This is a genomic window from Methanoregula sp., assembly GCF_041663825.1.
Taxonomy (GTDB): Archaea; Halobacteriota; Methanomicrobia; order Methanomicrobiales; family Methanospirillaceae; genus Methanoregula.
Genome location: NZ_JBAYLY010000028.1, coordinates 17,163 through 43,767, shown reverse-complemented (window position 1 = coordinate 43,767; position 26,605 = coordinate 17,163). Strand labels below are relative to the sequence as shown.

Below are 26,605 nucleotides of genomic sequence, written 5' to 3'. Positions count from 1 at the left end.
GGCAGCGTGGCAGAAATTCAGAAATAACAAAATTGCAACGGTTAATTGGCAATTTACGACTGAAGATGCCAGGGTAAAATTACGCCGCCTTTATCCGACACTTGAAAGTTGACGAGACACTAGGCACCATCCGCATCGTACAGGATTACACTTCAGCGCCCGGACTGGCGGTCACCGACGTATGATAAAAACAGCGGGCAGAAGAGTACCATACCGGGTGTCCGCGTGTATCTTCCCGGCAATGGCGATCGGTTCGGACAATTCCTGCGGGATAACAAAAAACAGCCCGAAGAGTCCGCACATGGTGATCATGGAGACATAGAAAAACTTCGCGAACCTGGCTGCCGCTTTTCGTGCGACACCAAGGCGCCTCAGTTTCCTTTCCACCCTCGTGCAGAATTTCTGGAACATGTTTCCCCTTATCCATGGAGAACGGCAGGTTCGTATTTAAATTACTGTGATGGTTCTGGTTAGCTTATCGGGGTGTCGAAAGAATCAGGCCACCGGTTCTGCCCGGATTTTTTAGGCCGGTAAATTTCCGGTGGGGCGCGGGAATTTTTTGCCGGATTTTTGCACTGTTGCCGTTGCTCCTCCCATACGTGCGATGAATACCGCCGCTCCTGATGAGACGCCCACGCTACGGATCAGTAGCTAAAAAAACAGACTCTGGAGAAAACCTGTGCTCATCCAATTTTTCCGAATCTTTTAGAAACCTTCTGAGGCACTATCGCCAGCCGGGGGATGCCCGCGCTGGCAGAGTGCGGCAGCCCACAAAGAGCGTATGTTAATCCATTTTTAAGAATCCTGAAAAAGTAAAAAAAGGAGAACGGATCAGAATGAGATGACACCGGAAAAAACCGTGACAGCCGGGCCTTCCATCTTCACGCCATCCTTGAAGTGAATGGTGAGCGGCCCCCCTTGCGTCTCGACATGGATCGTGTCGCCCATGTAACCGAGTTTGTGCACGATCACCGCAGAAGCCGTCGCGCCGGTTCCGCAGGAGAGTGTCTCTTCTTCGACACCGCGCTCGAACGTTCGCACCCGGATGGAATCATCACCGGTCTTTTGCACGAAATTCACGTTTGCGCCGTTTAAGAAACCGGCATGGTGGCGGATCGGCGGGGCGGCCACGGCGATATCGATGGTGTCGACTGCATCGACAAGGATCACCGCGTGGGGGACGCCGGTATTTGTGGCGTAGACATCGAACTCCCCGATACGCTCCCGGTACTCGCCGTCCCCGGTGGCAGGGATGTCTTTGCGCTCGAATTTCGGGGTGGGCATACGGATGGTCGCGGTAAAATCCTCGCCGGTATACTTAAGAGCCACACCGACTTCCCCGGCAGGAGTCTCGATTGTACAGGTCTCCCCGATGTACCCGGCATCGTACGCGTATTTGGCAATACACCGGATCCCGTTCCCGCACATCTCGGCCTCGCTCTCGTCGGGCTGGAAGATGCGCATCCGGATATCTGATGTTGCAGACTTCAGGAGGTACAGGATGCCGTCCGCCCCGATCCCGAACCTCCGGTCACAGTAGAGGGCAGCAAAATGCGCCTTTAAGTCATCAGGGATGACGGTCTCCTCATATTCATCGATGAGCACGAAATCGTTGCCGTTCCCGTGCAATTTGGTAAAGGGTATCTCCATCGCACTTCCCCTGTTGATCCGGTTGTATCCTTCTTGTTTCCCGGGATGAGGATATACCCGGATTGTCCGGTATTCTTTTTGCGATTGTCCTTCAATAAACGCATCGGCCCAAGGTCCTGACAGGACAATTGGGAAGTATACTTTTACTCCCCGTTGAAGCCTGCCGGCCCGAACGTGGTGTGGAACTCGTCGATCCCCCAGCCGAGGTAATCCCGGATAATCACGTAGGCCATCTGCGGGGGAATCGCTCCCTTCTCGGTCACGATCAGGTCGATGTACTCGGCCGGCGTCACATCAAAGGCCGGGTTCCTCACAGTAACGTGGGGAAGTGTCTTTGCAATCTCGTCAGGCAACACCTCGTTTCCGGGCCGCTCTTCGATCCGTATGAGTTCCCCGAGAATGGTCCGGGGCGCAAACTTGTAGGTCTCGGCTGCGACGATCACGTTCACCCGGGCCTCGCGGGCGGAATGGGCAACCTGTGCGGTCCCGATCTTGTTGACCACGGCCCCGTTCACGGTCACCGCGTCGGCCCCGACAATCACGAGATCGACATCGTTGATAAAGGACCTGACCGCAGAGTCCACGATGAAATTTGTCGTGATCCCCGCGTCGTTTAAGGTCCGGATCGTAATGAGCCCCTGGTTCCTCGGCCGGACTTCCGTTGCAAAGACCTCGATCTCCTTACCCTGCCGGTGCGCCTCGATAATGCACCCGAGCGCGACCTCCGAGTTGCAGTGGGTGAGGATCGTATCGCCGTCGCGGATGTGGCTCGCACCGAACCCTGCAATCTGTTCCACCGCGTGCTGCGAAGACCGGATAAACTCGTCGGCCCGGGTCATGATACCTGCCCGGGCCTCGTCAACGGTCATGGCTTTTTCGAGGCCTGCCATGACGATGTGGACGGCGTTCGGGAGCGAGACTGCGGTCGGCCGGGTGGCAAGGAGGAGGGAGGCGGCCTGTTCCATCTCATGCCGGAACGCTTCGCTCGTGGTGGCCCGGGCCGAAAGAGCATGGTCCCGCAGGGCTTCCGCGACGGCGCGTGCAATCCTCCCCGCCCCCCGGATCTCCATGCTCTTTATCTTCTCTGCAGTTTCAGATACGATCATTACACTTCACTGATTCAATAAAGGCAGGAACCTACATAGAACTTATTACCGGGTGAAACACTTGACAGTCGCTGTGGTTTTTGACAGTGCCGGCACGCTCCTCTCTACGTACCGGGTGGCAAAGGATGTCGCACGACAGGTACTCATGCCCGGGATCGAGACAACGACACTCACCTTCTCCTCCCCCGACCGTGTCCTGATTGTTATCCCGGTCCACTCCAAGCATATTATCACCGCCCCACCGGAGACCCTGCTCTCTGCCTACCTTTCCGACAACAACGTGGGATTCGGGATCAGCTGTACCCGGAAGATCACGACCGCCGAAGAGATTGGGAACATGCTATATACCGACAAAAAGACCCGGGTCGGCGATCTCCAGGAATGTATCCGCGATGTCTGGCGGGTGTGCAAGGACGAGTCCACGCTCACGCTCAACAGCGGGGCGATCCTCAACATGGCAAAAAAATCCATCGAGTTTGCCATCACCGCGGGAGGCTGGCCGTTTGACGGGGCAAAGGAGACAATCACTGCCCTCCACAAGATGGGCGTCCCGACGTACATCGCATCCGGCGACCGTTCGACAAAACTGGAGATCATGGCCGACCACCTCGGCATCCCCAGGGACCGGGTCTATGGCGTGGCAACCCCCTCGGTCAAGGCGCAGATCGTTGAGGATCTGAAAACCGAATTCGACCGGGTCATCATGGTCGGGGACGGGATCAACGATCTCTGCGCCTTTAAAAAAGCCGATACCGCCATCCTGACCGTGCAACAGGCCGGCGAACGTCCCGAACAGCTCTTCCAGGCCGCGGATTTTGTGGTCAGCCAGATCGGCGACGTGCTGCCCATCATCCGGGACCTGCTCGATCAGCCCCCGGCTTCCCGATCGTGACGACAACGTGCAGCATATAAAAGGTAATATGAGACCAGAATAACATTAGTTACAAGGGAACTAGGGAACTATGAAGGCTCCACTGATCACGGTCGACAATATCTGTATGGATTTTGACGGCACCCCCGCCCTCAAAAATATCTCCTTCGAGATCCATGAAGGGGAGATTCTCGGGATCATCGGGAGGAGCGGTGCCGGCAAGACCGTGCTGATGCACTTAATGAGGGGCGTGGAACAGCCCCCGACCCGAGGGAGGATCATCTACCATGTCTCTGCCTGCCCATCGTGCGAGTACATGGATGTCGCGAGTTCTGCCGGCAAGCCATGCCCGCACTGCGGCGGCACGCTCGCGGCAATCGATGTGGATCTCTGGAACGAGACAAACGAGGCCCTGAAGCGCCGGGTCATGCGCCGGACCGCGATCATGTTCCAGCGAACGTTTGCCCTGTACGGTGACGACAGGGTGATCGAGAACGTCCTCCATGCACTCGACGATATTAATTACCCGGCGGACAAGGCGATCAACCGTGCAGCCGACCTCATCGACCAGGTCCGGCTCTCGCACCGGATGATGCATATCGCCCGCGATCTCTCGGGCGGCGAGAAGCAGCGGGTCGTCCTCGCCCGGCAGCTCGCAAAAGAGCCGTTTTTACTCTTTGCCGATGAACCGACCGGCACGCTTGACCCCGGGACGGCAAAGATCGTCCACTCGATGCTCTCCGAGGCAGCAACGACCAACAACATGGGCATGGTCGTCACCTCCCACTTCTCGCAAGTGATCGAGGACGTGGCCAGCCGGGCCCTCCTGCTCGTCGACGGCTCTATCGTAAAGATCGGCACGCCTAAAGAAGTGATCAGCGAGTTCATGAAAGGCTGCGACGACACGGAGACGTTCGAGCACACGGAAGCGGGCGAGAAGATCGTGGAGGCCCGGGATCTCATCAAGCGCTATATCTCGGTCGACCGGGGTGTCGTAAAAGCAGTAAACGGCGTCAGTTTCGAGGTCTACACCAAGGAGATCTTCGGCATCATCGGAAAGAGCGGGGCGGGAAAAACCACGCTCTCGCAGATCATCGCCGGCCTCATCGAGCCCACGAGCGGGGAGATCAATATCAAGATCGGGGATGAATGGGTGGACATGACAAAGCCCGGCGTCGAAGAACGGGGCCGGGCGAAAGAGTATATCGGTCTCCTGCACCAGGAGTACGACCTCTACCCGCACCGGACGGTGCTCGATAACCTCACCGATGCGATCGGCCTTGAATTCCCCAAGGAACTGGCCATGCGAAAGGCGATTGTCACCTTGAAGATGGCCGGGTTCTCCGAGGAAAAGAGCAAAGAGATCCTCGACCGGATGCCGGCCCAGCTCTCGGAAGGGGAGCGCCACCGGGTTGCCCTCGCACAGGTGCTGATCCGGGAGCCCAAGATCGTGATCCTCGATGAGCCGACCGGCACCATGGACCCGATCACGAAGATCGACGTGAAGCACTCCATCATGCACTCCCGGGACGAGATCGATGAGACATTTATCGTAGTCTCGCACGATATGGAGTTCGTGCGGGATGTCTGCGACAGGATTGCCCTGATGCGGGGCGGGAAGATCGTCGAGATCGGGAAGACCGCCGAGGTACTCGCCCACCTGACCGACGACGAACGCAAGGTTATGAGCCAGCCTCCAGCCTGATTCGAGGGACACATGATCCGTGTTCATCTTGACGGGGAACTTCGTGAAGTCAGCGAGGGATCCCCGCTTTCCACGCTCGTTTCAGACCAGCCTGCAGCTTGCGCTGTCGCCATTATCCGGCCCGCGACCCAGGAGCAGGAAAAGACCGAGAGCATCGAAGTCAGTACCACTGCCGGGGAGATCACCCTTGAACTGGCCGGCCGCGAGCTGGATGTGCTTGAACGGCCGGATGCGGAGAAGAGCCTCGTGCTCCACTGGACAGACCGGTACGCTGCCGCTTTTGGCCCGTTTCCCTCCGACATCCGCCCGGCACGCAAACCCCATCTCTATGAACGGGGCGATGTGATCCTCGGCTGCGGCGGATACGACCCGAAGACCTCGTACCTTCTCTTTTCAAAAAGCCGCCACCTTGCGGATCACGGAGCCGATGAGACCGGCGGCGTGGTCGGCCGGGTCGTGAGCGGGAAAGCCGTGCTCGACCGGTGGGCGACGGGCGACCGGGTGACCAAAACCGAGCCGGTCATCAGCTGGGCGGACACCAGCCGGTCGTTTACCACCACGGACATGACCCTTACGCTCGATGAGGGGATGCAGATCGTGACCCGGGTCGAAGTGATGGCTCAGGGGTATACCCCTGAGCGGATAACGATCGAGGCGGCAGGAAGCGTCGAGCACCTGCTCCTTGCCCTCCAGTCCGGGAGGTTTACGGTCGGGCGTGCGACAAGCACCCATATCCTCGACCAGAGACTGGTCGGCACCGATGTCCCCGCCCAGTTCAAACGCCCGCGGCGCGAGGGCACGGTGACCGTGCGCACCGGGGGGCCTTCAGTCGGGGGCGTGTATATCTACCGGGCAGATGTCCCAAGCAGCCCGGCTCACAGCGTGGTCGGGCAGGTCGTTCACGGGATCGAACTCGTGAAACTCGCAAAAGAGGGCGACCTTCTCTCCACCCGGGTGGTGCCGTCGCGTATCGATCTCCTTGGCCTGCCCCTTCCCGAGGCAAAGAAGATCGCCGCAGCCCGGGGGATCGCCCTTGCCATCGATAAAGACAGTGCAGACCGGATCGTGGTGTCGCAGGAACCGGGCACGACGCTTGACGTGCTTGCCGAACGTGCGGCAACGGTGACGACAGCGCCGTTTGCGCAGGTGGTCGATCTCGAACTTGACGATGCACGGGCTCCCGAGAGCTGCGGGGTGTTCCGCAGGATCACCGGGCTTGCTGAGCATGACGCCGGGATGATGCCGGCGTTCTTTGTTTTTGACGATGTGTATCTCTTCAAGCCGAAGATCCCGACTACCGTCAAGATTTACCCGGAGAACTGCCCGACTGATGAAGTCCCTGCCGCTACGCTTGCCATCACGAACGATTCGCGCAAAGGCACCGGGCTTGTGGGGGTGCGGTTGTCGGCGAACAAGGAGTTCGGCCCGACCTCGGAACCGTTTGAAGGAACGAACATCATCGGGCGCGTGATCGATACGGCAAAATTAAAAGGCGTAAAGGAGCGGCAGACGGTGTATATCCGCGAGGTGAAAAAATGACTGACTACAACCCGGCAAACGTCGGGACCGTGACCCGGTACGTTGTCGTGGAATCGTACAACGTGACCCCGTCTGATGTCGCGATCCGGGCATACGAGATAGCAAAGGGCGTGATGGTTAAGGAGAACTGTTTTGGCCTGGTCATCATGGGAAAAGAGGCGGATGTCGACCGGGTGATTGCCGAAGTGAGAAAGATGGACCCGGCGCATATCTTTGTCAAGGACCGGGGTTTTCCGCCGGGAGATGCCCGGAGGTGCCGGGCGTCGCTTGGCGGTGCACGGCCCGGCTTCCACGGGATCGAGTTCGAGATGGGAATACTCCCGTACATTTCCCACGCCCTTGAAGAACTGGACAAGCGCGATGCCGCAACCGTCCCGGCACCAGCCGCCACGCTCTCTGCACACCGGCTGGACGTGTACACCCTAAAGAAAATGATCGATGCACAGGAGCCCTGAAAACCATGGCAAAAGTATTCATTTACCCCGCAACGAGCCTGATCCTTTCAGATATGGTAACCCGGTTCGGGCACACCCCGCTCGGATCTGCGCTTGCGATCCGCGAACGCGTCCAGACCCCGGGCCTCGAATCCTCACCGCTCCAGATAACACCGGAGGAACCAAAAAAAGGGCTCCGCTGGGCGGCAGTTGAAGTCCCGAGCGGGGTGCGGGGGCGCATGGCGCTCTACGGCCCGATGGTGGAGGAATGCGATGCCGCGATCATCATCAATAATGCCGACCTCGCGTTCGGCTGCATGGGCTGCGCGAGGACAAACGAACTCTTAAAATTTTTAATCCGGCAGAAGGATATGCCAAAACTCGAACTGGAATACCCGCGAAACGAGGGCGAGGGCACGCAGTTTGTCGCGGCAATCAAACGGTTCCTTTCCGAGCTCGGAGGAAAGAAATGACCGCCCCGGTACGGATCGCCCAGCTCTCCTGCGGGGCAGATTACTCAGGAGTCCAAGAAGAGATTAACACGGCCGCCCGGTCGGTGAACGGCGAGATCTTCTTCCCGGATATCGCGCTCAAGGATATCGTACGGGACTTTGAAAAGTTCGGCCTTGAAGTCAGGAGTCCCGACTTAAAACTCGCTATTGCGCGGGCGATTGCGCTTGTCGAAGGCCGGGTGGACGCAGACGCGGTCTTTATCGCAACCTGTTTCCGGTGCGCCGAGGCCGCGATCGTACGAAACGAACTCAGGCGCTATATCCTCGAAAACTCAAAACTCCCGGTCGTCAGTTACTCGTTTACCGAGCGGACGACCTCGGGAACCCTCCTTACCCGGATGGAGGCCTTAACGACCATTGCCCGGAGAAGGGCACTTCTTGCCCGCGAAGTCCAGGAGGGAATAACGCTCGGGATCGATTCCGGCTCCTCGACAACAAAGGCCATCCTGATGAAGGACAACAAGATCATCGGCAAAGGCTGGCTGCCGACAGGAGAGGTGCTCAAGAGCGCCCACAGTGTTGTCGACAATGCTCTGGCCGAAGCGGGAATGAAACTCGAAGACGTCCAGGCCATCGGGACGACCGGCTACGGGCGTTTCCTGGTGGGTAAAGAGTTCGGGGCTGACCTGATCCAGGAAGAACTGACCGTGAACTCCAAAGGCGCGGTCTATCTCGCCAATACGCAGCACGGGCCGGCGACCGTGATCGATATTGGGGGCATGGACAACAAGGCGATTACCGTGATGGACGGTATCCCCGGCACCTTCACGATGGGCGGCATCTGTGCCGGTGCAAGCGGCCGGTTCCTGGAGATGACCGCAAAACGCCTCGGGGTCGATATCACCGAACTCGGGCCCCTTGCGATGAAAGGCATGGGCGGCCGGGTGCCGATGAACAGTTACTGTATCGTCTTTGGCACCCAGAGCCTCGTAAACGCCCTTGCCGCCGGCAGCACCCGGGAGGATGTGGCGGCAGCGGCCTGTCACAGCGTAGCCGAACAGGTCTTCGAGCAGCAGCTCCAGGAAGTGGACATCAAGGAGCCCGTGCTCATGGTCGGCGGCACCTCGCTCATCGAGGGGCTGGTGCACGCGATGGGCGAACTCCTGAAGATCAAAGTTGTCGTCCCGCCGCACTCGCAGTACATCGGTGCGGTTGGTTCGGCGCTGCTGGCATCAGGGTTTGTAAAGGACGGGACAGATGCAGGCCATTGAGTACTTTGAAGTGGAGTGCACCGAGAAGCTGGGCGGCGAGTACTACAAGCAGATCACAAACGACGTCCTCCTCGACCACAACCTGCTCCGGGTCATCCACAAGATGCACGTCTACATTGACCCGAAGGTGCCCATCTTTGTCGCGGTCGGGGTTTTAAAGAAAGTAACGACGCTGGTCAAAGTCGGCGACATCGCGAACGTCAACCCGCAGGAAGGAAAGATGACGCTTGCGATCTCTGACGAGACCTGGCTTGCCCCGATGCTTAAGATCTTCTGGGACCGGTTCGGGAAAGATCACGTCGACCAGCCGGACCGGTTCACGGTCATCCTGTCCGGGATCCCAGCCAGTGCACGCGAGGTCGAGGAGATCGCGATCGCCGACCCGAGCCAGGCGCTGTACAAGGATCTCGTCTACGCCCTCAAGTGCATCTGTCCCGAGGGGTTCCGGGTCAGGAGCGAGAACTACGGCGCCGAGAAGTTCTCGTTTGTGGCAAGCGAGGATACGTTGACGGACGCCGGCCTTGCCCTTATCAAAGAAAAATTCGCGCTCATGGGGGAAACGCCATGATCCTCGTCCCGATCACGTACAGGGGTGGGGTCTACCGGCACAACGAGATCATCGATCTTATAGAGGATCTCGGGGGCTACATCGTCCAGAAGCACCTGATCGCACAGGAAGTCGTGATCCAGTGCTTCGTGCCAAAGGAAGATGTGGAACTGATCCGTACGATAGGAAAGCCGCTTGCCGGGGAAGTGAACGATTCGCCGCTCGTGGGCACCGAGATCGCGGTCGTGAGTATGAGCCTTGAGATCCACCACCTGCCGCACCCGTCCTGCGATATCGCCGAGTACGTGCGAAGGCTCGGGGCGAAAAGCAACATGGTCGGGATGGCCCGGGGCGTGGGCAAAAGGATCGCGGGCCTCAACGATGAGGAGCGCGATGTCATCAACGAGCACGACATAGCGGTGTACCTGCTCGGGAACTTCGAGCACTGCATCGAGAAGAAGATGCCGGTGCTGCTCCGGGGGATCGAGGTGCCGGTCGTTCTCTGCGGTGGCCCGGACAAGGAAGTGCTCCAGCGTATCGTTGAACCGAAGGTGGACGGGTACGTGGGAAACGTCGGCCGGTTCATGCACCGGACCAAAGAGTCCGAGGAACTGGAGAAACTCGACGAGATCATCGCGGAGATCACCCGGGTCCTCTCAAAGCGCCGCGAGGAACTCGCAAAAGACCCGCTCTCGGTCTCCCCGGCCCGGCTCATGGATGTGATCCGGGAACAGGTGCCAGCCATCCTTGACGTGACCTCACCGACCCCGCTTACCGTGCAGATGTCGGGCCTGCGGGTGAAACTGCCGTACGACACGTACGCTGACGTGCTCCGGAAGACCGAGATCGAGGATGGAATAAAAATCGGTGATATCGCGGCAATCGAACCCTCGCGGATGCGGGACTACATTATTGTCCGGGTAAAACCGTTCTCGGAGACAAACACGGTGATATGAGGTATCATGGGACGCAAACAGGAAAACGATTTTGAGGCCCGGTTACGGCAGATTGTTGATCAGGGCGCTGACGCCACGGCGGATGAATGGCTTAAGGTGATCGAGAACGAGTACGGCAAGGTGCCGCTTATCTTCAAGCGCTTGGGGGAGCGGCCTGAAGTGTTGATCTCCCACCTTTTGTACAAGAGTACCGTGGCCGAGACGAGCCAGCTCGACCCCAAGTACGTGGAACTGATCAGCATGGCGGTCGGGGCGGCCCTGAAATGCCCGTACTGTACCAGTTACCACATGCAGGCAGCGACCAAGATGGGCGCGAGCCGGGAGGAGATCCTCGAAGTGATCCTGCTCTCGGGCTTGATCGCAAACTCCTCGGTACTCGCCAATGCATACCGGGTCGTCGATGACAAACTGGAAAAGTGTTTCCCCTGTGATGTAAAAGCGGTGCCTCAGAAGAAAGCCGCCGGGAAAAAGAAAGCCGGGGCGGCTGGCAAGAAGAAGTAAGACCGTTTCCTTTTTTGTTTTTTTGTGAACCGTTCGGATGATACTCCAGGTTGTCCGGATGTACCGATTGCAGGAGCGGGTCGCTTCCCCCGGCCGGGTCAGTCGACATGCGTGAACGTCGGGTAGTTCGCGGACTTGCTGCCGCTGATAAAGATCCCGGCATGGTACATGGGTGTCGAGTTTGCATTAAAGGGCGCGGGGCCCTCGTAATCGTGCCAGCGGGAGATGAACTCCTGCCGGGGGATCACACCGCGGGTGCCGAGTTGCGACGGGTCCTCGAAATAGACGTTCTCTGCATCCAGCCCGATCACGATCATGTAGTGGCCGTCCTCCCAGTCATCTTCCCACGAAATGTTAGCCGGGCTGGTATCCGACCATGCCTGGCAATCGATGATCACCGGTGTCCGGTTGGCAAGGGAGCGTTCGAGATCGGCCAGCGTGAGGTTGGTCCGCAACGCCGCCTGTAACCCGTGGGCCCGGGCCACCCGGACGATCGCATCCGGAGACGTGCCGGCCTCTTCGGTGGTGTTGAGTTCCTGCATGAGCACGCCCTCCCGCATATCGATCCCCCAGTAGTTGAAGATCGCCAGTAAGCACGCAGCCCCGCAGGAGTAGGGCTGGCTCTGCCGGACATCCGGGACCGTGGAGAGAACACTCTCTGATCCCGTTGCATTCTGGATACCAGCGTCCTGTGGGGAAACGGATGCCTGCATGCAGCCGGCGGAGACAATAAGCCCGGCAATGAGAGCAAGGGCAATAATGAACAAGGGGACAGATCTGTGCATAGCAACACCGTCAATGAAAGGGAATTGCCACAGAACCATATAGGGTTTTATTTTTGTTTCGACTATCTGCAGATCGTTTTGGGCAGGATTTTTTTCCCCGAGGTCTGACGGGTCGCCTGCGCCGAACTGTGGATGAGGAAATTTATCGACTCGCCGTGTGAGACTGCGCCGGCAGCGTAAAATAGTGCGTGCGGGACCGGCTTTTATAAGGAATAACCCCGGACACAATACTGTACGAATACCGTACCGGGTCCGCACCCGGTGCAGATACCAGGCGAATACATGAAGACGATTATCCTTGCCGGTGGCGTGGGGACCAGACTCTGGCCCCTCTCGCGTGAATATTTCCCCAAGCAGTTCATCCCGATGGAAGGAAATTCCCTGTTCCAGAAGACCTGCGAACGGGCAGCAAAACTCTCGCGGGAGGATGAGATCTGGGTGGTGACAAACGAGATCCACCAGTATCTTGTCAGGAACCAGATGGACGATCTGGGGTATTCAATCCCGGACGATCACGTGCTCTCTGAACCCGAGCAGAAGAATACGCTGCCTGCGATCGCGTGGGCGATGCAGCGGATCAAAAAAGAGGATAAGAATGCCACCGCAGTGGTGTTCCCGAGCGATCACCTGCTCGGCGATTTGGCAATCGGCCAGATCAAGGCGGCAGAACCCCTTGCACAGGAATACCTAGTCACGTTCGGGGTAAAACCGGCATCGCCCCACACCGGCTACGGGTATATTAAGCCGGGAAAAGCGCTTGCCCTTGGATCCATCGTCAGTCAGTTCAAGGAGAAGCCCGATGAAAAGACCGCGACGGAGTACGTGAAGAAAGGGTACCTCTGGAACAGTGGGATATTCCTTATTTCCGTACCCGTGTTCTTTGCGGAACTCAAGAAATACCAGCCCCGCCTCTCTGCCGCGTTTGGCGGTGCCAAAGTCCCGGAGTACGCAAAACTGGATTCGATCTCTATCGATTACGGCCTGCTGGAACCGTCGAAGAAAGTGGCCGTGGTGCCGCTCGATACGGACTGGAACGATCTCGGGACGTTCAAGGCGCTCTACGAGGTCCACCCGCACGATGCGGAAGGAAACGTGGGGAAGGCCGAGTACCTTTCGGCAAAGGACAACTACGTGCATGCGCCAGGCAAGCGCGTGGGGATGATCGGCGTGGATAATCTCGTCGTGGTCGATACGGCCGATGCACTCCTCATCTGTGACAACCGGCACACGGAGCAGGTAAAAGACCTCGTCCAAAGGTACAATAAGCAAAACGACCCGGTCACACAGTTCCACCGGCAGGTGCATCGGCCCTGGGGATCGTACACGGTGCTTGAGGATGCGAATGGCTACAAGATCAAGCGAATGACCGTAAAGCCCGGCCAGAAACTCTCCCTCCAGCTCCACCACCACCGGAGCGAGCACTGGGTGGTCGTGAGCGGGACAGCGGAAGTCGAGCTTAACGGCGAGACAACCCTGCTCCGGCAGGGGGAGAGCACGTTTGTGAGGAGCGGGATCCGGCACCGGCTCAGGAACCCGGGCGTGATCCCTCTCGAAGTCATCGAGGTCCAGCTCGGGGAATATCTCGAAGAGGACGATATCGTCCGGTACGAAGACGATTACGGGAGGGAGTAGGGCTCACTTCCGCCATACCGCATATCGGGGTGAGAACCTGTCCCCGGGTCCATCCCCGGCAACCAGGCACTTTTTTCCGCTCCCGACAAGATCGCCCCTGCCTGCCATGCAAAGCCCTTCGAGCACGAGGGCCCGGTTTCCCGGTTCCCGGTACTGCATCATCGCCCGCTGGATCTTCTTCTCCCGGCCCTTGGGCACATATACCGGTTCGAGCGTGAACGGATTCATGCCGGTGTAGTACATGCACGTGGAGACACTCATGGGAGTCGGCGTGAAATCCTGTACCTGCTCGGTGTAGAGCTGGCGATCCCGGATATACTCGGCGAGCTCGACCATGTCATTAACCGTGCAGCCCGGGTGGCCGGACATAAAATAGGGAACAAGGTACTGGCGTCTGGGTTTTCCTTTCTGGAGCGCCTCGAACCGGTCCCGGAACCGGTCGAAGACCGCACCGTCCGGTTTGTTCATCGCAGCGGTGACCTTTGGGCTGACATGTTCAGGGGCGACCTTGAGGTGACCGGAGACGTGTCGGTCGCAGAGCTGCGAGAGATAATCGGAACCGGGATCATCGGCGAGGACGAGATCGTACCGGATCCCGGAACCGACAAATACCTTTTTCACACCCGGCACCCCGCTCACCTTTTTCAGGAGTTCGGTGAGCTGCCGGTGACTCGTTTTGAGGGTCTTGCACGCCGGGGTGCAGGACTTATCCGGGCAGGCACCCGCCTTCTCCCACCGGCCGCATTCCATCGCATACATGTTTGCCGTCGGGCCGCCCACGTCCTGAACAATTCCCTTAAATTCCGGCATCGCGGCCATCCGGGTCACCTCGCGGACAACAGATCCGATACTCCGGCTCTGGATGATCCTGCCCTGGTGATGGGTGAGGGCGCAGAACGAGCAGCCCCCAAAGCACCCCCGGTGGCTCACGACCGAGAACTGGACCGGTTCAAGGGCCGGGACCGGCTTCTGGTACGACGGGTGGGCCCGACGGGAGAAGGGGAGTTCGTAGATATGATCGAGTACTGCCGTCGTGAGAGGAAGCGCCGGGGGGTTTTGGACGACAACCGTCTTCGGGTGGGGCTGGGCGACCGGTTTTCCCCGGACCGGGTCCTGTTCCTGGTAGTGAAGTGCAAAGGCCCGGGCGTACGCGGTCTTGTCTTGCGACACTTCCGTAAAGGATGGGATCTCGACGATTCCATCCGGCCGGGCGGTGCGCCACTCGGCTACTTCCATCGTATACGAAGTCCCCCGGATATCCCGCAGCGAACGGGCCGGTTCACCTCCGTCGAGGCGCCGGGCGATCTCGGTCATCTGCCGTTCGCCCATACCGTAGACAAGGAGAGTTGCCGGGGCATCGGCAAGGATCGACTGGCGCACCCGGTCCTGCCAGTAATCGTAGTGCGCAAACCTGCGCAGGCTCGCCTCTATCCCGCCGATAACGATCGGGACGCCCGGGTACGCAGCGTGGACAAGGTTCGCGTATACAACTGTGGCCCGATCCGGGCGACGAGGTTCTCCCCCGGGAGAATAGACGTCCGAGCTCCGCCGTTTCAGGTTCGGCGTGAGGTTATTCACCATCGAGTCGACGTTACCGGACGAGATGCCAAAGAAGAGCCGGGGTTTCCCGAGCGCCGTTATGTCCCGGTTGCTTTTCCAGTCCGGCTGGGCAATAATGCCGACAGAAAAGCCTGCATCCCAGAGGACCCGGCCGATAAGCGCCGTGCCAAAGGAGGGGTGGTCGACGTATGCATCGCCCGTGACAAGGATAATATCAAACTCTTCGATGCCAAGAACCGCTCCCTCTTTTTGGGAGACAGGAAGGAACGCGGGCTGTGTTTTCATAAAAACCGGGGATTTATTCGGATCAGGCCCGGGGCCGCCGGGTGAGATCGCGGATAATTTCGGCAAGCCCCCCGGTGTCCTCATCTTTTGTTGCCGCCTCTTCCTTTTTGGATTCGGGTTCTTCTGCCGGTGTGCTTTCCGTCCCGGGTGGGGGGGACATTAAGGTCGCCTCGTCTCTTTTATGGACCGGCAGGATCACCTGGGTCTTTTCGTCAAGCTGGCGGCGGATATCAAGCCCGGTAAATTCGAGGACGATCGCTTCGGCAACGATATAGGTGATGGCCTTCTCCCGCAGGCACCCGGTCAGCGCGTGACCGGCCCGGCCGACCGACGCGTGGTAATGGAGTGCAGGGCCGTCATCCCCCGGGCAGATGGTGCCGATGCCCACCATCTCCCAGCCTCCTTCAAACATGACATAATGCGGATCGGGGGGGAGTATTGCTTCCTCGGGACCGGTCACCATCCGGCCCTGCCTGAGTGCGCCAAGAAAAAGGACGGTACCGGTATGCACCGCTTTGTTGCGGACGAACTCGTGCATGACCGCTAAAAAATCCTCGCCGTCGTCAATTCGCACGACGAATACCCTGCCGAGCCGACCTTCAGAATATTGCATGTGAGCGCTCTTAATTTCCTATCTGGGTATTCATAGGATTGGCGCGGATTTATATCTCTTTTCCGTCTAAAAAAGAGAAATCGCGGCAGACCTCACCTGTACAGGTGTAAGAGGGATCCTGTCGCGCAGTTTATCTTCCCCCGGCTCCTCCGCCGCCAAACCCTCCGCCACCGCCAAAGCCGCCTCCCCCTCCGAACCCGCCACCGGAACCACCCTGGTTCGGCGGGGTATACATGCTGAGCGGCATGAATCCTGAATACATGCCCATAACACCGAGTGGTACCCCGGTCTCTGCCACCGGGATGTTGAGCGCCTTCATCGCCTGCTCCACCTTGTCACCGACTCCAAGCGCAGTACCGTAGACCAGCCATTCGCCCCACATAGGGAGATCTTCGGGGGCATATTTCCGGATCATGGCCATATCGGACAGGAAGTGGGTAAAGGCATCCCATTCCAGCTTGTCCTTGTAATGATCCTCTTTCCAGTGCCCGAATAACGTGGAGGGCGCAGCCCACGCAATGCCCAGCTGCACAAGGACAATGATCCACAGGACAACGGCCGGATACAGGATGAAGGATTGCATCGGGAGGACAAGTGCAAAGATAAGGCTGATGGCAAAACCGACAGCACTTATGGCAAAGAAAGGCGTGAGGTGATCCCTCCCGTCAACCATGTACTGGTAGGAGATCGAGGTATCAGCCCGGGTCGTAACATCTGAAAGGTTTTTCTGGTACCGTAAGACTTTTTCTTCGGCAATGCGGTCAGACCGGGCCGTGCTGACCAGCGATCCGATACTGTCGGAATCAAGGGCGCCGTTCTCAGCGAGCTGCTGGATAAACGCGATAACCCGCTGCTCATACGGGTCTGTTGTCGCCGTGGACAGTACTTTGATGACAAAACCCTTCCCCTCCCCCTTGCTTGTCACCGAGAGCAGCTTTCTCCGGTGCAGGTCGAGGATGGTCGCGTAATACCCGTCCTTATCGAAATCCAGCGCATCACCTTTGAAGAGCAGGTTGACCTGCCAGGGCTTGAGTGCCGGGTTCGGGATGGTGCTCAGGTATGTCGTAACGGTGAACGGTCTCTCCTGCCCGTAGCGGTAATAGATGAGAAGCAGGAGGAACGGAACAAGAAGCACGGCCACTTTCGCCAGGTAATTCAGGAGGGTGGCAACCGAATAAGGAAGATTATACCAGAAATTCGCAGACGCTGCTTTCGACTGAAGGTTTGTGGCCTCGCTCCGGAATCCCGGCATCTGGCCAAATCCGTTCCCGCTGGCGAGCATTTCAACGGCAATATTCTCATTTTCTGCGGCGCTGCCGGTAATCGTGTAGGTATTTCCGGTCTTTTCAGCGGTCAGGGTCGGGGGGTACACATAGATCTGCTCAATACCCTCTGCCGGAACCGTGATCCTGACATCCTGGTAGGGTATGTGCGTCGTCCCTGCAAGTTTGATATTGAGATGGGCGGTCGTCCCGTCATCTTCTATGGGGGGATGCACCACGTACGTGGTCTGGACCGTGTAGGTCCCCTCGGAAAAGTAACCGGGGTTAAAAATTCCCACTTCGTTTGTTTCAGCCAGGTGGCCAATCTGTGCTTCCGATGATGTCCCGGAGGAACCCGTTACTCGAACCGCAGAAGAGGCATCCTTTGCATAGCCGGTAGTACCGGGTGGCGGTACTATCGAAACGAACTGGATATACGGCTCGTTGCTGCTGGTAAACACGAGCGAAGATTCCCACGAGCGGTACAGCATCCGGTACTCGCCGGACGAATGCACGTTGTAAATGTACTGTTCCTCGAGGGTACCGTTATCATACAGCGTCGCATCGTACGAGTCGACAACAAGGTCATTCTGGATAAGGGGCGGGATCACCGTGACAAGGATCAGGCCAACGATACCCAGGACCAGGGCGACAATGAAAATGCCGGCGATCTGTCGTGTTTCACTCACCGCAATTCCTCATCAGAACTCGATTTTCGGGGGGGTCTGGATCGCTTCTTCGAACTGGAGGTACTCAAGCTTTGCGAGGTGAATCAGGTGCCCGATGATGTTTGACGGGATCGTGTCCATCATCGTGTTGAACTCCTGAGAGATGTTGTTGAACGTGTAACGCTGGCGGGAGATCTCATCTTCGAGACCCTTGACCGAGTCCATGAGCGAGGTGACGGTCTGGGAGGTCTTGAGATCGGGATAGTTTTCGGCTACGGCAAGCAGGCGCCCGAAGATGGAACGGGACTCTGCCTCGACCTTGTTCAAGTCGCCCGGCCCTGCGGTCGCGACCGCTGCCCGCATGGCAGTGACTTTGGTGAGCGTCTCCTGCTCGAACTTTGCATAGCTCTTGACCGCACCGAGCAGCTGCTCGATCATGTCCAGCCGCTTTTTCATCGCGACCCGGATCTGCCCGAGGGTCGCCTCTGACGAATTTTTCAGGGAATAGAACCGGTTGTAGATCCCGACTGCCCAGATGACAAGGGCAATGACCACGATGATCACAACGGCAAGAATAATCCAGCCAATAATATCGCCAAACATGGTTTCTCAGTGTACTGATGATCCCGGTCCAGATAATAAATGAGGTGGCCGGGTACTGGTGACAGAAACACTCAAGAGAGAACCAATTCTAAAAAAAAAGTTCCGTGTTTTATCACGGTCTTATGAGAGCGTGAGGGTCCCGACAACCCGGAGCTTGCCACCCTCAAGGTAATGGAGAACTGCTTTTGCCCCGGCAGGATATACCAGCTCTTTTTCAAGGGTAAGCGTCAGCTCCGGCATCCTCCAGTCGCCATCCGCAGAGACCTTGGTGAGGCGGGAGGGCAGGAACTGCATCCAGTGGCCCACGTAGAGGACCATGTCTTCCTTTAACGGCGCCGGCCAGTACTTGACCAGCTGGGCTTTACCCGTGACCGTGGCCGAGCATTTGATTGCAGGATCATTTGTCAGGACATAACCACGGTCGAGCTCCTCTGCTTCGACTCCCTTGAGGGCAAGGCCGACACGGTCACCGGCCACGGCGGAGTCCGAATCCTCTTCGTGTTTCTGGATGGAGCGGACCTGGGCGGTCTTTGTCGTCGGGAGCACCTTTAAGGTGTCATGCTTTTTAATGACGCCGTGGGCGACGCACCCGAGGACGACAGTTCCGACGCCCTTGACATTAAAGTGGTGGTCGATGGGCACTGCGCCTGTGCCGGCACCTTCCCTTGCTTTCTGGTGGGCGGTCATCTTTGCCGCCGAGTCAAGCAGTTTCTCACGGATACCGATCGGATCGTTCTCGATAACCTCGTAGTGCTCAAGGACCGTGCCCTTGATGAGCGGGGCGATCTGGTCGGGCGAGAGATAGTTCTTGAAAATGATTGATCCGTTCGCTTTCCCGGCGCACTGAAGCATCAGGACAGTCTCCCCGAAGGTCGCATTGATCTCATCCACTACAAGGAGGATCCGGTCCGCAAGGGAGATCGCGTAGTAGAGCGACGAGAGTTTTTCCGGATACCGCGTGGGTTCGATGAAAGTGACCGTTGCTCCGCTTTTTTTGAGGTTGTAGAAGGTGATATCGCTTGTTGTGCCCTTCTTCCCCAGATCATCTGCATAGCCGTTCGGGGCAAGGACGGCGACGGTGATGTTGGACATGATTGAGTGTATTGGATGTCACAGGATATGAGGATTTTTTAACAAAAATGAAAAATTGGAGAAACAAATGAAATATTATAAGGTGTGCCCCGGAAAAAGTGGTTTGAGCCGCTTGCTCAATTACTCACTGCTTCTTCTTTTTGTGGCTTGATCCTTGCTCTTTTTTAATAACATCCATACTTACAAAGTATTGTTCGATTTCCCTGCGTTTAATGATCATAATTACGAGTATGATTATACCCATTCCGGTCAACACATATCCGATTTTTACGTCGTTAGGATCAAATTTGAAGGTGATTGCAGAGGTTTCCGATGTGACCTGAGCGGCGACCATATTTCCCGCATTCAACGCATCCTGACCATTAACCTTCCACCCGGGGTAATATGAGGTTTTAAGTACAGCAATATCTCCGGGGGCGAAATGGCCCGATATCGTCACTTCATCGGATGAAAATTTTTCAATTTTAACAGGAACAACCTCGTTCTTTCGGATTACAAATGCATTTGGAAGGACATGATCCGGTTGGTATATTGATACATTTTGAACCTTGAAGGTCACGTTATCGATATTCTGATTGCCATTCTCAAGATACTGGGTATCTACAATATAATCGGCAATGTAATACGAGGTATTCCCAATCGTATATGCATTGCCGAGAGTGGTCAGAAGATAATTCGGATAATATACCCTGATAGGATGAATTCCACTTTTTATAAACCAGTAGGTAAAATCTTGGTGGTAGAACGGCCAGCCTGTTTCAAGCACCCATATCTGGGATTCATTTGTAGGGAGTGATTTTATTTTTTCAACGATAGGAATGGCAGGACTGTTATCAAGATTCGGGGGGGATACTGTAAGATAACTAAAATTTCCCATCGCCATAATCAAAATACCCACCATCAGCAAACCACAAAACACATTTGATTTGGTAGTGTGTGGGTGAATACGCTGACGATTGAAAAGAATCACCACCGCACTGATGATAACCACAATAATAACCGATTTGATGAAGATATCTGTATTAATCGCTGAAAAATGACGGTAAATCAGGATTGCATCCACGACCAACGCGGCGCTAAAGAATACCATCAGATTTTTCACTGTTGCTTTATTGCAATACAACAACGCGACAAAAATTGCAATAATCACGAGTGAAATCCAAGCCTCGATTGATCCAATTCCCTGAAATGGCAACTCTAATAATTTCAGTATCAGCAATACACATATTCCGTAAATAATATTTTTTTTCTGTTGATGAGATATTTCAAAAAAGTCCTCATTCTTAAACCGGGTTAACACAAGATCAAACCCATAGAGAGAAAAAAGGAGGAGGATCGGAAGCAACGCCCCAAATATACGTCCAGCAACCCGGAAATTTACTACACCGGGGAGAAGGTGAATAAACGATAACAATGTCCGCCCGCCATCTGCCCAGATAAATGCGAACACCATTGCAAAAAAAGCAGGGATCGTCCAGTCTTCACGACCATAGATAAATGCGATGATCAGGAGTAAAACAGGAATTATCCCGATCAATGCCAGACTCTCATAGCTGCTGAACACCTGATCAATCGGCGTTCCCACTATAAAAGAGGCAATATTATTTTCTAACGACCCTCCATCTCCCAGGGGGTTGATGGCATCAATCCGGCCTAATGCGCTTGAACTGATAACAACCGGGATGAACTTTATGGCTAGCAGAAGGGTTCCAATACACGCAGATAAAAATACAGCAATAATCATTCGGCTGCTTAATTTTTTCTTTAAAAGATAATAAATAAAAAAAATAGCAAGGAGTGCACAACTATAGAAAAGGTAGTACACGGCTCCAGTAAAGAATATCATTGCAAACGAGACGGAAAATATAATAATATTTATTACAGAGGTGTTATTATCCCATATCATCTTGAAAAATGCATAATACATCAGGGGAATCCATGTCAACGCGTATATAATGGTCAGGTGACCGGCATCAACCCGGGCTAATAGAATCCCCGAAAACATGTATATTGTTGAAAAAATCATGCGAAGTTCCGGATTCCTGGTCATTAATCCAGACATTTTGAAAAAAAACAGGTACGCCAAAAAAAGATGAATGATAATAAACCAGTTTGTCAGGTAGATATCCTGTGAAAACAGGAGTCCGGGGATATTTGTGGGATAATATTTTTCTGACAGAGAGAGTGCATATTCAGGAATTCCTGAGATCCAGTTTGGATTCCATAATGCAAGGGGATCATTTGCTACCGAGAGTTCAGAGTTAACCGCAAGGAGTGTATCATATTTACTTGAAATGAACCCTTGATCCTGTTGAATAATTGACGGGAACACCACTAATAAAAGTACCAACGGCAAAATGAGGTAACATACCTCTTTTACAGAAATATTACAGTTTTTAATCCATTCAAATGTCATTTGATCCACCAGTGCCATTCAGAGTTTTTTAGTGAGTGTCATATCTCAAAAAATATCTGCACAATCAGTCAATATGAGGTACTATCTGATTCTCATTGTGTATACTTCAGTACAGGATCTGATATATTTTTTCAAACAGTTTATATCCCACAATTGTGGCCCATTTTAACAGGAAATTTGTCTGTTTTTCATGAGCACCGGTCCTGAACTTTTGGACAAGGTAAACAGGCAGTATGAGACAATTTCTACACGGAAAAGCAGCGCATTACGTATATAACAGAGCGTGTCCCGGTCCCGTAGGTACTGGCCTAAATCGATTTGCCCGACAAAAAACGAAGAATGTACCCCGTCTAAAAACAAAGGGTGCCGATTCTCATATACTTTAAATATCAAAAATTTAAATTTACATGTGGTTCGATCATGAAAGTGGTAATATTAGCCGGAGGTTTGGGGACACGTCTCCGCGAAGAGACCGAATACCGGCCTAAACCAATGGTTCAGATTGGCAATAAACCGATATTATGGCATATAATGAAAATTTACAGTTCTTATGGCATTAAAGAGTTTGTCATTTGCCTCGGGTATAAAGGTGCCACGATTAAAGAGTATTTTTTAAATTACGAGATTATGAATAGTGATTTTACGGTTAACCTAGGAAACCGCCGTAAAATAATTCTCCATAATGATCACACAGAGCGTGACTGGAACGTCACGCTGGCGGATACAGGGGAAAAATCACAGACCGGTGCTAGGGTTAAAAAAATTGAAAACTATATTGATGGAGATACATTTATGCTGACATATGGCGATGCAGTCGCTGACATTGATATCAGCAAACTTCTTGCATTCCACCAGTCTCACGGAAAAATCGGGACTGTTACCGGAGTACACCCGGCATCTCGGTTTGGCGAATTGTGTACTGATTCCCGTTGTGTAAAACGATTCAGTGAGAAGCCACAGGCAATGGGAGGATTTGTCAGCGGCGGTTTCTTTGTCTTCAACAAAAACTTTTTTTCCTACTTAGACGATCGTGATGGATGTATCTTGGAGAAAGAACCCATTGAAAGGCTGGCCGCAGATAATGAACTTATGATGTACCCTCATGAGGGATTCTGGCAATGCTGTGACACGTTCAGGGAACTGGAACTTCTCAATGCTTCATGGAATACCCCAAACCCACCATGGAAAGTGTGGTAATATTGGACGACAAGGTAGAATACCCCAGGGATTTAAAAAGATCTGATCCCGTTCACAGGATTGTGTCGTTTGTAAAAACTTTTATTCAGGATCCCACATCCCGAAAGCAAATTATTCAGTTTTGCGGCGTCGGGATACTGAACACAATTGTCGGTTATGCCGCCTTTTTGCTTTTGGTAAATTATCTGTATTATCTACTGGCCTTGCTCTTTGCCCATCTCATAGGGGTCTGCCATAGTTTTCTCTGGAACAAATACTGGATTTTCAAGTCGAAAAAATTCCAGGTACTTGAGTTTGTAAAATTTAATTTAATCTATGCTGTCGTTTTTATCGTAAATGCAGTTGCACTCTTCGTGAGCGTGGAGATTATTGATATGAATCCCAGACTTGCGCAATTGCTCTTGTTACCAATGATAACAGCGGTGAGTTTTTTCGGTCAAAAATTATGGACGTTCAAAGATAAAATTGATACTTCAAAAAATCAAATGTAGGAAAGGTTTTGATTACTCATGCTAAAAGACAGGTTCTGGGAAGAGAGAAATGTTCTCATTACCGGGTGTACCGGACTGCTCGGCTCGTGGCTTACGGAATCACTGGTATCACAAAATGCGAATGTTATTGGTTTAGTTCGTGATTCTGTCCCCAAATCAAGATTTTATCTACCGACGATTCTGAACCGCGTTACTGTCGTGCGGGGGGATGTCGAAAATTATCCCCTTTTAGAACGCACCCTTAATGAATATGAAATCGATTCTGTCTTTCATCTTGCCGCCCAGACTATCGTAAGCTTAGCCAACAGGAATCCGGTTTCAACATTTAAATCAAATATCGAAGGAACCTGGAACATCCTTGAGGCAGCCCGTAGATCATCATTGGTATCACGGATTGTCGTTGCATCCAGCGATAAAGCGTACGGGGATCAATCGATATTACCCTATGATGAAAAAACACCCCTTGAGGGGCGGCATCCCTACGATGTATCAAAAAGTTGTGCCGATTTGATCTGCCGGGCATATTTTGAGACCTACAATCTCCCGGTATGCGTCACAAGATGCGGAAATTTTTACGGGGGCGGGGACCTGAATTTTAACCGCATTATCCCGGGCACCATACACTCTGTCATCCATCATAATCCCCCGGTTATAAGAAGTGACGGTTCGCCGCTTCGGGATTATTTCTATATTCGCGACGGGGTTATGGCGTATGAATTACTCGCAGAAAAGATGAACAACAAAAAAATTCTGGGAGAGGCATTTAATTTTAGTACAGAACAACCCCATTCGGTTTTGGAGATTGTACAAAAAACAATTGATCTTATGGGCAGTGACCTTAAGCCAGAAGTATTGAAAAATACGACGAATGAAATTCAGGACCAGTTTTTGTCCGCACAAAAAGCAAAAAAACTATTGAACTGGAAATCGCAGTACACTCTCGATAAGGGACTTAAAGAAACGATCGAATGGTATACTCATTTTTTTGAATCGTATCAGCATCCGGTGAATGTATGAAAAAACTGATCAGTATTATTATCCCTGCATATAATGAAGAAGCGGTAATCGGAGAACTGAAAAAACGATTGCAGCAGATAATGAATCAATGTAAAAATTACGATTTTGAAGTAATTATTGTCGAGAATGGATCGGCGGATACTACCTTCGAGCAACTGATCTCTGTCCATCACGAAGATCCACGCTTCAAAATTGTTCAGTTATCCCGGAATTTTGGATGCGACGGAGGAATTACTGCAGGACTTGCCTATGCCAAAGGGGATGCTGCAGTAATTATGAATGCGGACCTGCAGGATCCTCCTGAATTGATTCCTTCGTTTATTCAGAAATGGGAATCGGGATATGAGATTGTTTACGGGGTAATCCAAAAACGCGAGGGTGTCAACGTAATTCGACGGGTATTGTCAAGGGCTGCGTACATGATTATTTTCAAATTAAGTAATCATATGATCCCTGAAAATGCAAGTGATTTCCGGTTAATTGATCGAAAAGTCTATACAATAATCAATTCCCTGAAAGAAAAAAATAAGTTCCTGCGGGGTCTTGTAGTCTGGACCGGCTTTAAACAAATCGGTGTTCCGTTCGAACGACAACCCCGTTTTGCAGGGGAATCAAAAGCAGATTTCAAGACTGTATGGAATGTTGCCATGAACGGGATCTTCTCATTCTCCTATTTCCCATTAAAAATTGCGACATTTCTAGGATTTCTTTTATCCACTCTTACGTTTCTCATGGCATTAGCCGAGATCTCCCTTTATTTTATGTATGGACGTGAAGTCCCAGGTTTTACCACGATCATTCTGGCTATCCTGTTCTGTTTCGGCATGGTCTTTTTGATCCTCGGGATCATGGGAACATATATTGAACGGATTTACGATGAAGTTAAAGAACGACCAAATTTCATTGTGAACACTGAAATCGGATTTACGTAATGGGTAATGTTGTTTAAGGACAAATTACCACTTTATTTCAATTGTGAATTTATTCTGTGAGGAGGATTATGCTGTCATTCGATGGAGAGAAAATCTTCATAACCGGAGCCACAGGATTTGTAGGTTCAAATCTGGTGCGGCGATCTCTCCAGAACGGGGCAGACGTCTATATTAATATCCGAAATTCCTCTGACACTTGGAGAATCAGGGATCTTCTCAAAGATGTGTCTGTTGTTCATGCGGATCTTTCAGAATACGAAAAACTGAACGACTCGCTAAAAAAAATAAAGCCAGATATTATCTTCCATACCGCTGTTTATGGAGGAAATTCCGCTCAAAAGGATACCGTGAAAATAATAGAATCAAACATTTCCGGAACGGTAAATTTATTGCGAATCTGCAAAAATATTCATTTTAATCTCTTTGTAAACACGGGTTCCTCTTCAGAATACGGGATAAAAAATACTGCAATGAAGGAATCGGATCTCCTCAATCCCGTTACGGATTACGGTGTATCAAAAGCAGCGGCGACATTATTCTGCCAGAAGACTGCACTGACAGAAAATCTTCCGGTCGTAACTCTCCGTCTTTTCTCACCCTACGGGCAGTATGAACAAAAATCGAGGTTGGTTCCTTCGGTAATTCTTGCAGCATTGCAGAAACAAAATCCCCACATAGCGTCGAGGGATTTTGTCCGGGATTTCATCTATATTGAGGATGTACTCGATGTATACGAGGCGGCCCTCAATCTCAAGGACCCCAGAGGAGAGATCTACAATATCGGCTCCGGTACGCAGCATACCGTTGGATATGTGACAGATACCATCATCAGCCTCCTTGGAAATGAGGTAACCTGTGTCACAGGGCTGCCACGGGCCTGGGAAAATGAGCCCACATTCTGGCAGGCGGATATCCAGAGGGCAGCTTCGGAATTAGCCTGGGTGCCGAAATATACATTGGAACAAGGGCTTAACAAAACCATTGACTGGTTTAAAGAGCATATGATATTATATTCCTGAT

25 protein-coding genes are annotated in these 26,605 nt (G+C 53.5%); 15 read left to right on the top strand and 10 right to left on the bottom strand.

Annotated features, from left to right (window positions below; translation table 11 throughout):
- Positions 1–171 precede the first annotated feature (171 nt).
- The 3 genes from WCX19_RS11640 to WCX19_RS11630 all read right to left on the bottom strand — a co-directional run bounded on the left by WCX19_RS11640 (position 172) and on the right by WCX19_RS11630 (position 2,756).
- Positions 172–411 carry a hypothetical protein gene (locus WCX19_RS11640; RefSeq protein WP_373008294.1) on the bottom strand — a complete coding sequence of 80 codons (240 nt, stop codon included), beginning with the start codon at positions 409–411 and terminating at the stop codon, positions 172–174.
- A gap of 420 nt (positions 412–831) precedes the next feature.
- Entirely contained in the window at positions 832–1,650 is an 819-nt protein-coding gene (gene dapF / locus WCX19_RS11635) for a diaminopimelate epimerase (protein WP_373008292.1), read from the bottom strand.
- 143 nt (positions 1,651–1,793) lie between these two features.
- Positions 1,794–2,756, bottom strand: coding sequence for a ribose 1,5-bisphosphate isomerase (locus WCX19_RS11630; RefSeq protein ID WP_373008290.1), 963 nt, complete (start codon positions 2,754–2,756; stop codon positions 1,794–1,796).
- A gap of 61 nt (positions 2,757–2,817) precedes the next feature.
- On the opposite strand from WCX19_RS11630, the gene WCX19_RS11625 reads away from it, so the two are divergent.
- The 9 genes from WCX19_RS11625 (at position 2,818) to WCX19_RS11585 (ending at position 11,032) form a co-directional block, all read left to right on the top strand.
- Positions 2,818–3,648 carry an HAD family hydrolase gene (locus WCX19_RS11625; protein ID WP_373008288.1) on the top strand — a complete coding sequence of 277 codons (831 nt, stop codon included), beginning with the start codon at positions 2,818–2,820 and terminating at the stop codon, positions 3,646–3,648.
- Positions 3,649–3,718: 70 nt separating this feature from the next.
- A complete protein-coding gene (atwA, locus tag WCX19_RS11620; protein ID WP_373008286.1) occupies positions 3,719–5,332 on the top strand; it encodes a methyl coenzyme M reductase system, component A2 in 1,614 nt (537 codons plus the stop codon).
- A gap of 12 nt (positions 5,333–5,344) precedes the next feature.
- Entirely contained in the window at positions 5,345–6,871 is a 1,527-nt protein-coding gene (locus tag WCX19_RS11615; RefSeq protein ID WP_373008284.1) for a methanogenesis marker 3 protein, read from the top strand.
- Positions 6,868–7,326: a methanogenesis marker 6 protein gene (locus tag WCX19_RS11610; RefSeq protein ID WP_373008282.1), complete on the top strand. Its 459-nt coding sequence runs from the start codon at positions 6,868–6,870 to the stop codon at positions 7,324–7,326. Before WCX19_RS11615 ends, WCX19_RS11610 begins: the two co-directional genes overlap by 4 nt.
- A 5-nt stretch (positions 7,327–7,331) precedes the next feature.
- On the top strand, positions 7,332–7,778 hold the full coding sequence (locus tag WCX19_RS11605; RefSeq protein ID WP_373008280.1) for a methanogenesis marker 5 protein: 447 nt from the start codon (positions 7,332–7,334) through the stop codon (positions 7,776–7,778).
- Positions 7,775–9,028, top strand: coding sequence for a methanogenesis marker 15 protein (locus WCX19_RS11600; RefSeq protein WP_373008278.1), 1,254 nt, complete (start codon positions 7,775–7,777; stop codon positions 9,026–9,028). Before WCX19_RS11605 ends, WCX19_RS11600 begins: the two co-directional genes overlap by 4 nt.
- Complete coding sequence (locus WCX19_RS11595) at positions 9,015–9,596, top strand: methanogenesis marker 17 protein (protein WP_373008276.1); 582 nt, start codon at positions 9,015–9,017, stop codon at positions 9,594–9,596. Before WCX19_RS11600 ends, WCX19_RS11595 begins: the two co-directional genes overlap by 14 nt.
- On the top strand, positions 9,593–10,531 hold the full coding sequence (locus tag WCX19_RS11590) for a methanogenesis marker 7 protein (RefSeq protein WP_373008274.1): 939 nt from the start codon (positions 9,593–9,595) through the stop codon (positions 10,529–10,531). The genes WCX19_RS11595 and WCX19_RS11590 overlap by 4 nt, the downstream gene beginning before the upstream one ends.
- A gap of 6 nt (positions 10,532–10,537) precedes the next feature.
- Positions 10,538–11,032: a carboxymuconolactone decarboxylase family protein gene (locus WCX19_RS11585; protein WP_373008272.1), complete on the top strand. Its 495-nt coding sequence runs from the start codon at positions 10,538–10,540 to the stop codon at positions 11,030–11,032.
- Between the two features lie 98 nt (positions 11,033–11,130).
- Here WCX19_RS11585 and WCX19_RS11580 read toward each other — a convergent pair whose 3' ends face one another.
- Positions 11,131–11,817, bottom strand: a complete 687-nt coding sequence (locus WCX19_RS11580) for a C39 family peptidase (protein ID WP_373008270.1) — start codon at positions 11,815–11,817, stop codon at positions 11,131–11,133.
- Between the two features lie 282 nt (positions 11,818–12,099).
- On the opposite strand from WCX19_RS11580, the gene WCX19_RS11575 reads away from it, so the two are divergent.
- A complete protein-coding gene (locus tag WCX19_RS11575) occupies positions 12,100–13,449 on the top strand; it encodes a mannose-1-phosphate guanylyltransferase/mannose-6-phosphate isomerase (protein ID WP_373008268.1) in 1,350 nt (449 codons plus the stop codon).
- Between the two features lie 3 nt (positions 13,450–13,452).
- Here the strand turns inward: WCX19_RS11575 and WCX19_RS11570 are convergent, their stop codons facing one another.
- The 6 genes from WCX19_RS11570 to WCX19_RS11545 all read right to left on the bottom strand — a co-directional run bounded on the left by WCX19_RS11570 (position 13,453) and on the right by WCX19_RS11545 (position 21,966).
- A complete protein-coding gene (locus WCX19_RS11570) occupies positions 13,453–15,294 on the bottom strand; it encodes a YgiQ family radical SAM protein (RefSeq protein WP_373008266.1) in 1,842 nt (613 codons plus the stop codon).
- Positions 15,295–15,316: 22 nt separating this feature from the next.
- Complete coding sequence (locus tag WCX19_RS11565) at positions 15,317–15,907, bottom strand: PPC domain-containing DNA-binding protein (RefSeq protein ID WP_373008264.1); 591 nt, start codon at positions 15,905–15,907, stop codon at positions 15,317–15,319.
- A 130-nt stretch (positions 15,908–16,037) separates the two neighbouring features.
- A complete protein-coding gene (locus WCX19_RS11560) occupies positions 16,038–17,858 on the bottom strand; it encodes a DUF2207 domain-containing protein (protein ID WP_373008262.1) in 1,821 nt (606 codons plus the stop codon).
- A gap of 12 nt (positions 17,859–17,870) precedes the next feature.
- Positions 17,871–18,440: a LemA family protein gene (locus WCX19_RS11555; protein WP_373008260.1), complete on the bottom strand. Its 570-nt coding sequence runs from the start codon at positions 18,438–18,440 to the stop codon at positions 17,871–17,873.
- A gap of 120 nt (positions 18,441–18,560) precedes the next feature.
- Positions 18,561–19,532: an EF-Tu/IF-2/RF-3 family GTPase gene (locus WCX19_RS11550; RefSeq protein ID WP_373008258.1), complete on the bottom strand. Its 972-nt coding sequence runs from the start codon at positions 19,530–19,532 to the stop codon at positions 18,561–18,563.
- A gap of 124 nt (positions 19,533–19,656) precedes the next feature.
- Complete coding sequence (locus WCX19_RS11545) at positions 19,657–21,966, bottom strand: hypothetical protein (protein ID WP_373008256.1); 2,310 nt, start codon at positions 21,964–21,966, stop codon at positions 19,657–19,659.
- Positions 21,967–22,368: 402 nt separating this feature from the next.
- On the opposite strand from WCX19_RS11545, the gene rfbF reads away from it, so the two are divergent.
- From rfbF to WCX19_RS11520, 5 genes are all read left to right on the top strand, one after another.
- Positions 22,369–23,145, top strand: coding sequence for a glucose-1-phosphate cytidylyltransferase (gene rfbF / locus WCX19_RS11540; protein WP_373008254.1), 777 nt, complete (start codon positions 22,369–22,371; stop codon positions 23,143–23,145).
- Positions 23,130–23,636 (top strand): GtrA family protein, encoded by a 507-nt coding sequence (locus tag WCX19_RS11535; RefSeq protein WP_373008252.1) that lies wholly within the window; start codon positions 23,130–23,132, stop codon positions 23,634–23,636. Before rfbF ends, WCX19_RS11535 begins: the two co-directional genes overlap by 16 nt.
- A gap of 18 nt (positions 23,637–23,654) precedes the next feature.
- Positions 23,655–24,653, top strand: coding sequence for a GDP-mannose 4,6-dehydratase (locus tag WCX19_RS11530; RefSeq protein WP_373008250.1), 999 nt, complete (start codon positions 23,655–23,657; stop codon positions 24,651–24,653).
- Positions 24,650–25,585 carry a glycosyltransferase family 2 protein gene (locus WCX19_RS11525; protein ID WP_373008248.1) on the top strand — a complete coding sequence of 312 codons (936 nt, stop codon included), beginning with the start codon at positions 24,650–24,652 and terminating at the stop codon, positions 25,583–25,585. The genes WCX19_RS11530 and WCX19_RS11525 overlap by 4 nt, the downstream gene beginning before the upstream one ends.
- Positions 25,586–25,653: 68 nt before the next feature.
- A complete protein-coding gene (locus tag WCX19_RS11520) occupies positions 25,654–26,604 on the top strand; it encodes an NAD-dependent epimerase/dehydratase family protein (RefSeq protein ID WP_373008246.1) in 951 nt (316 codons plus the stop codon).
- The last annotated feature ends 1 nt before the right edge of the window (position 26,605 follow it).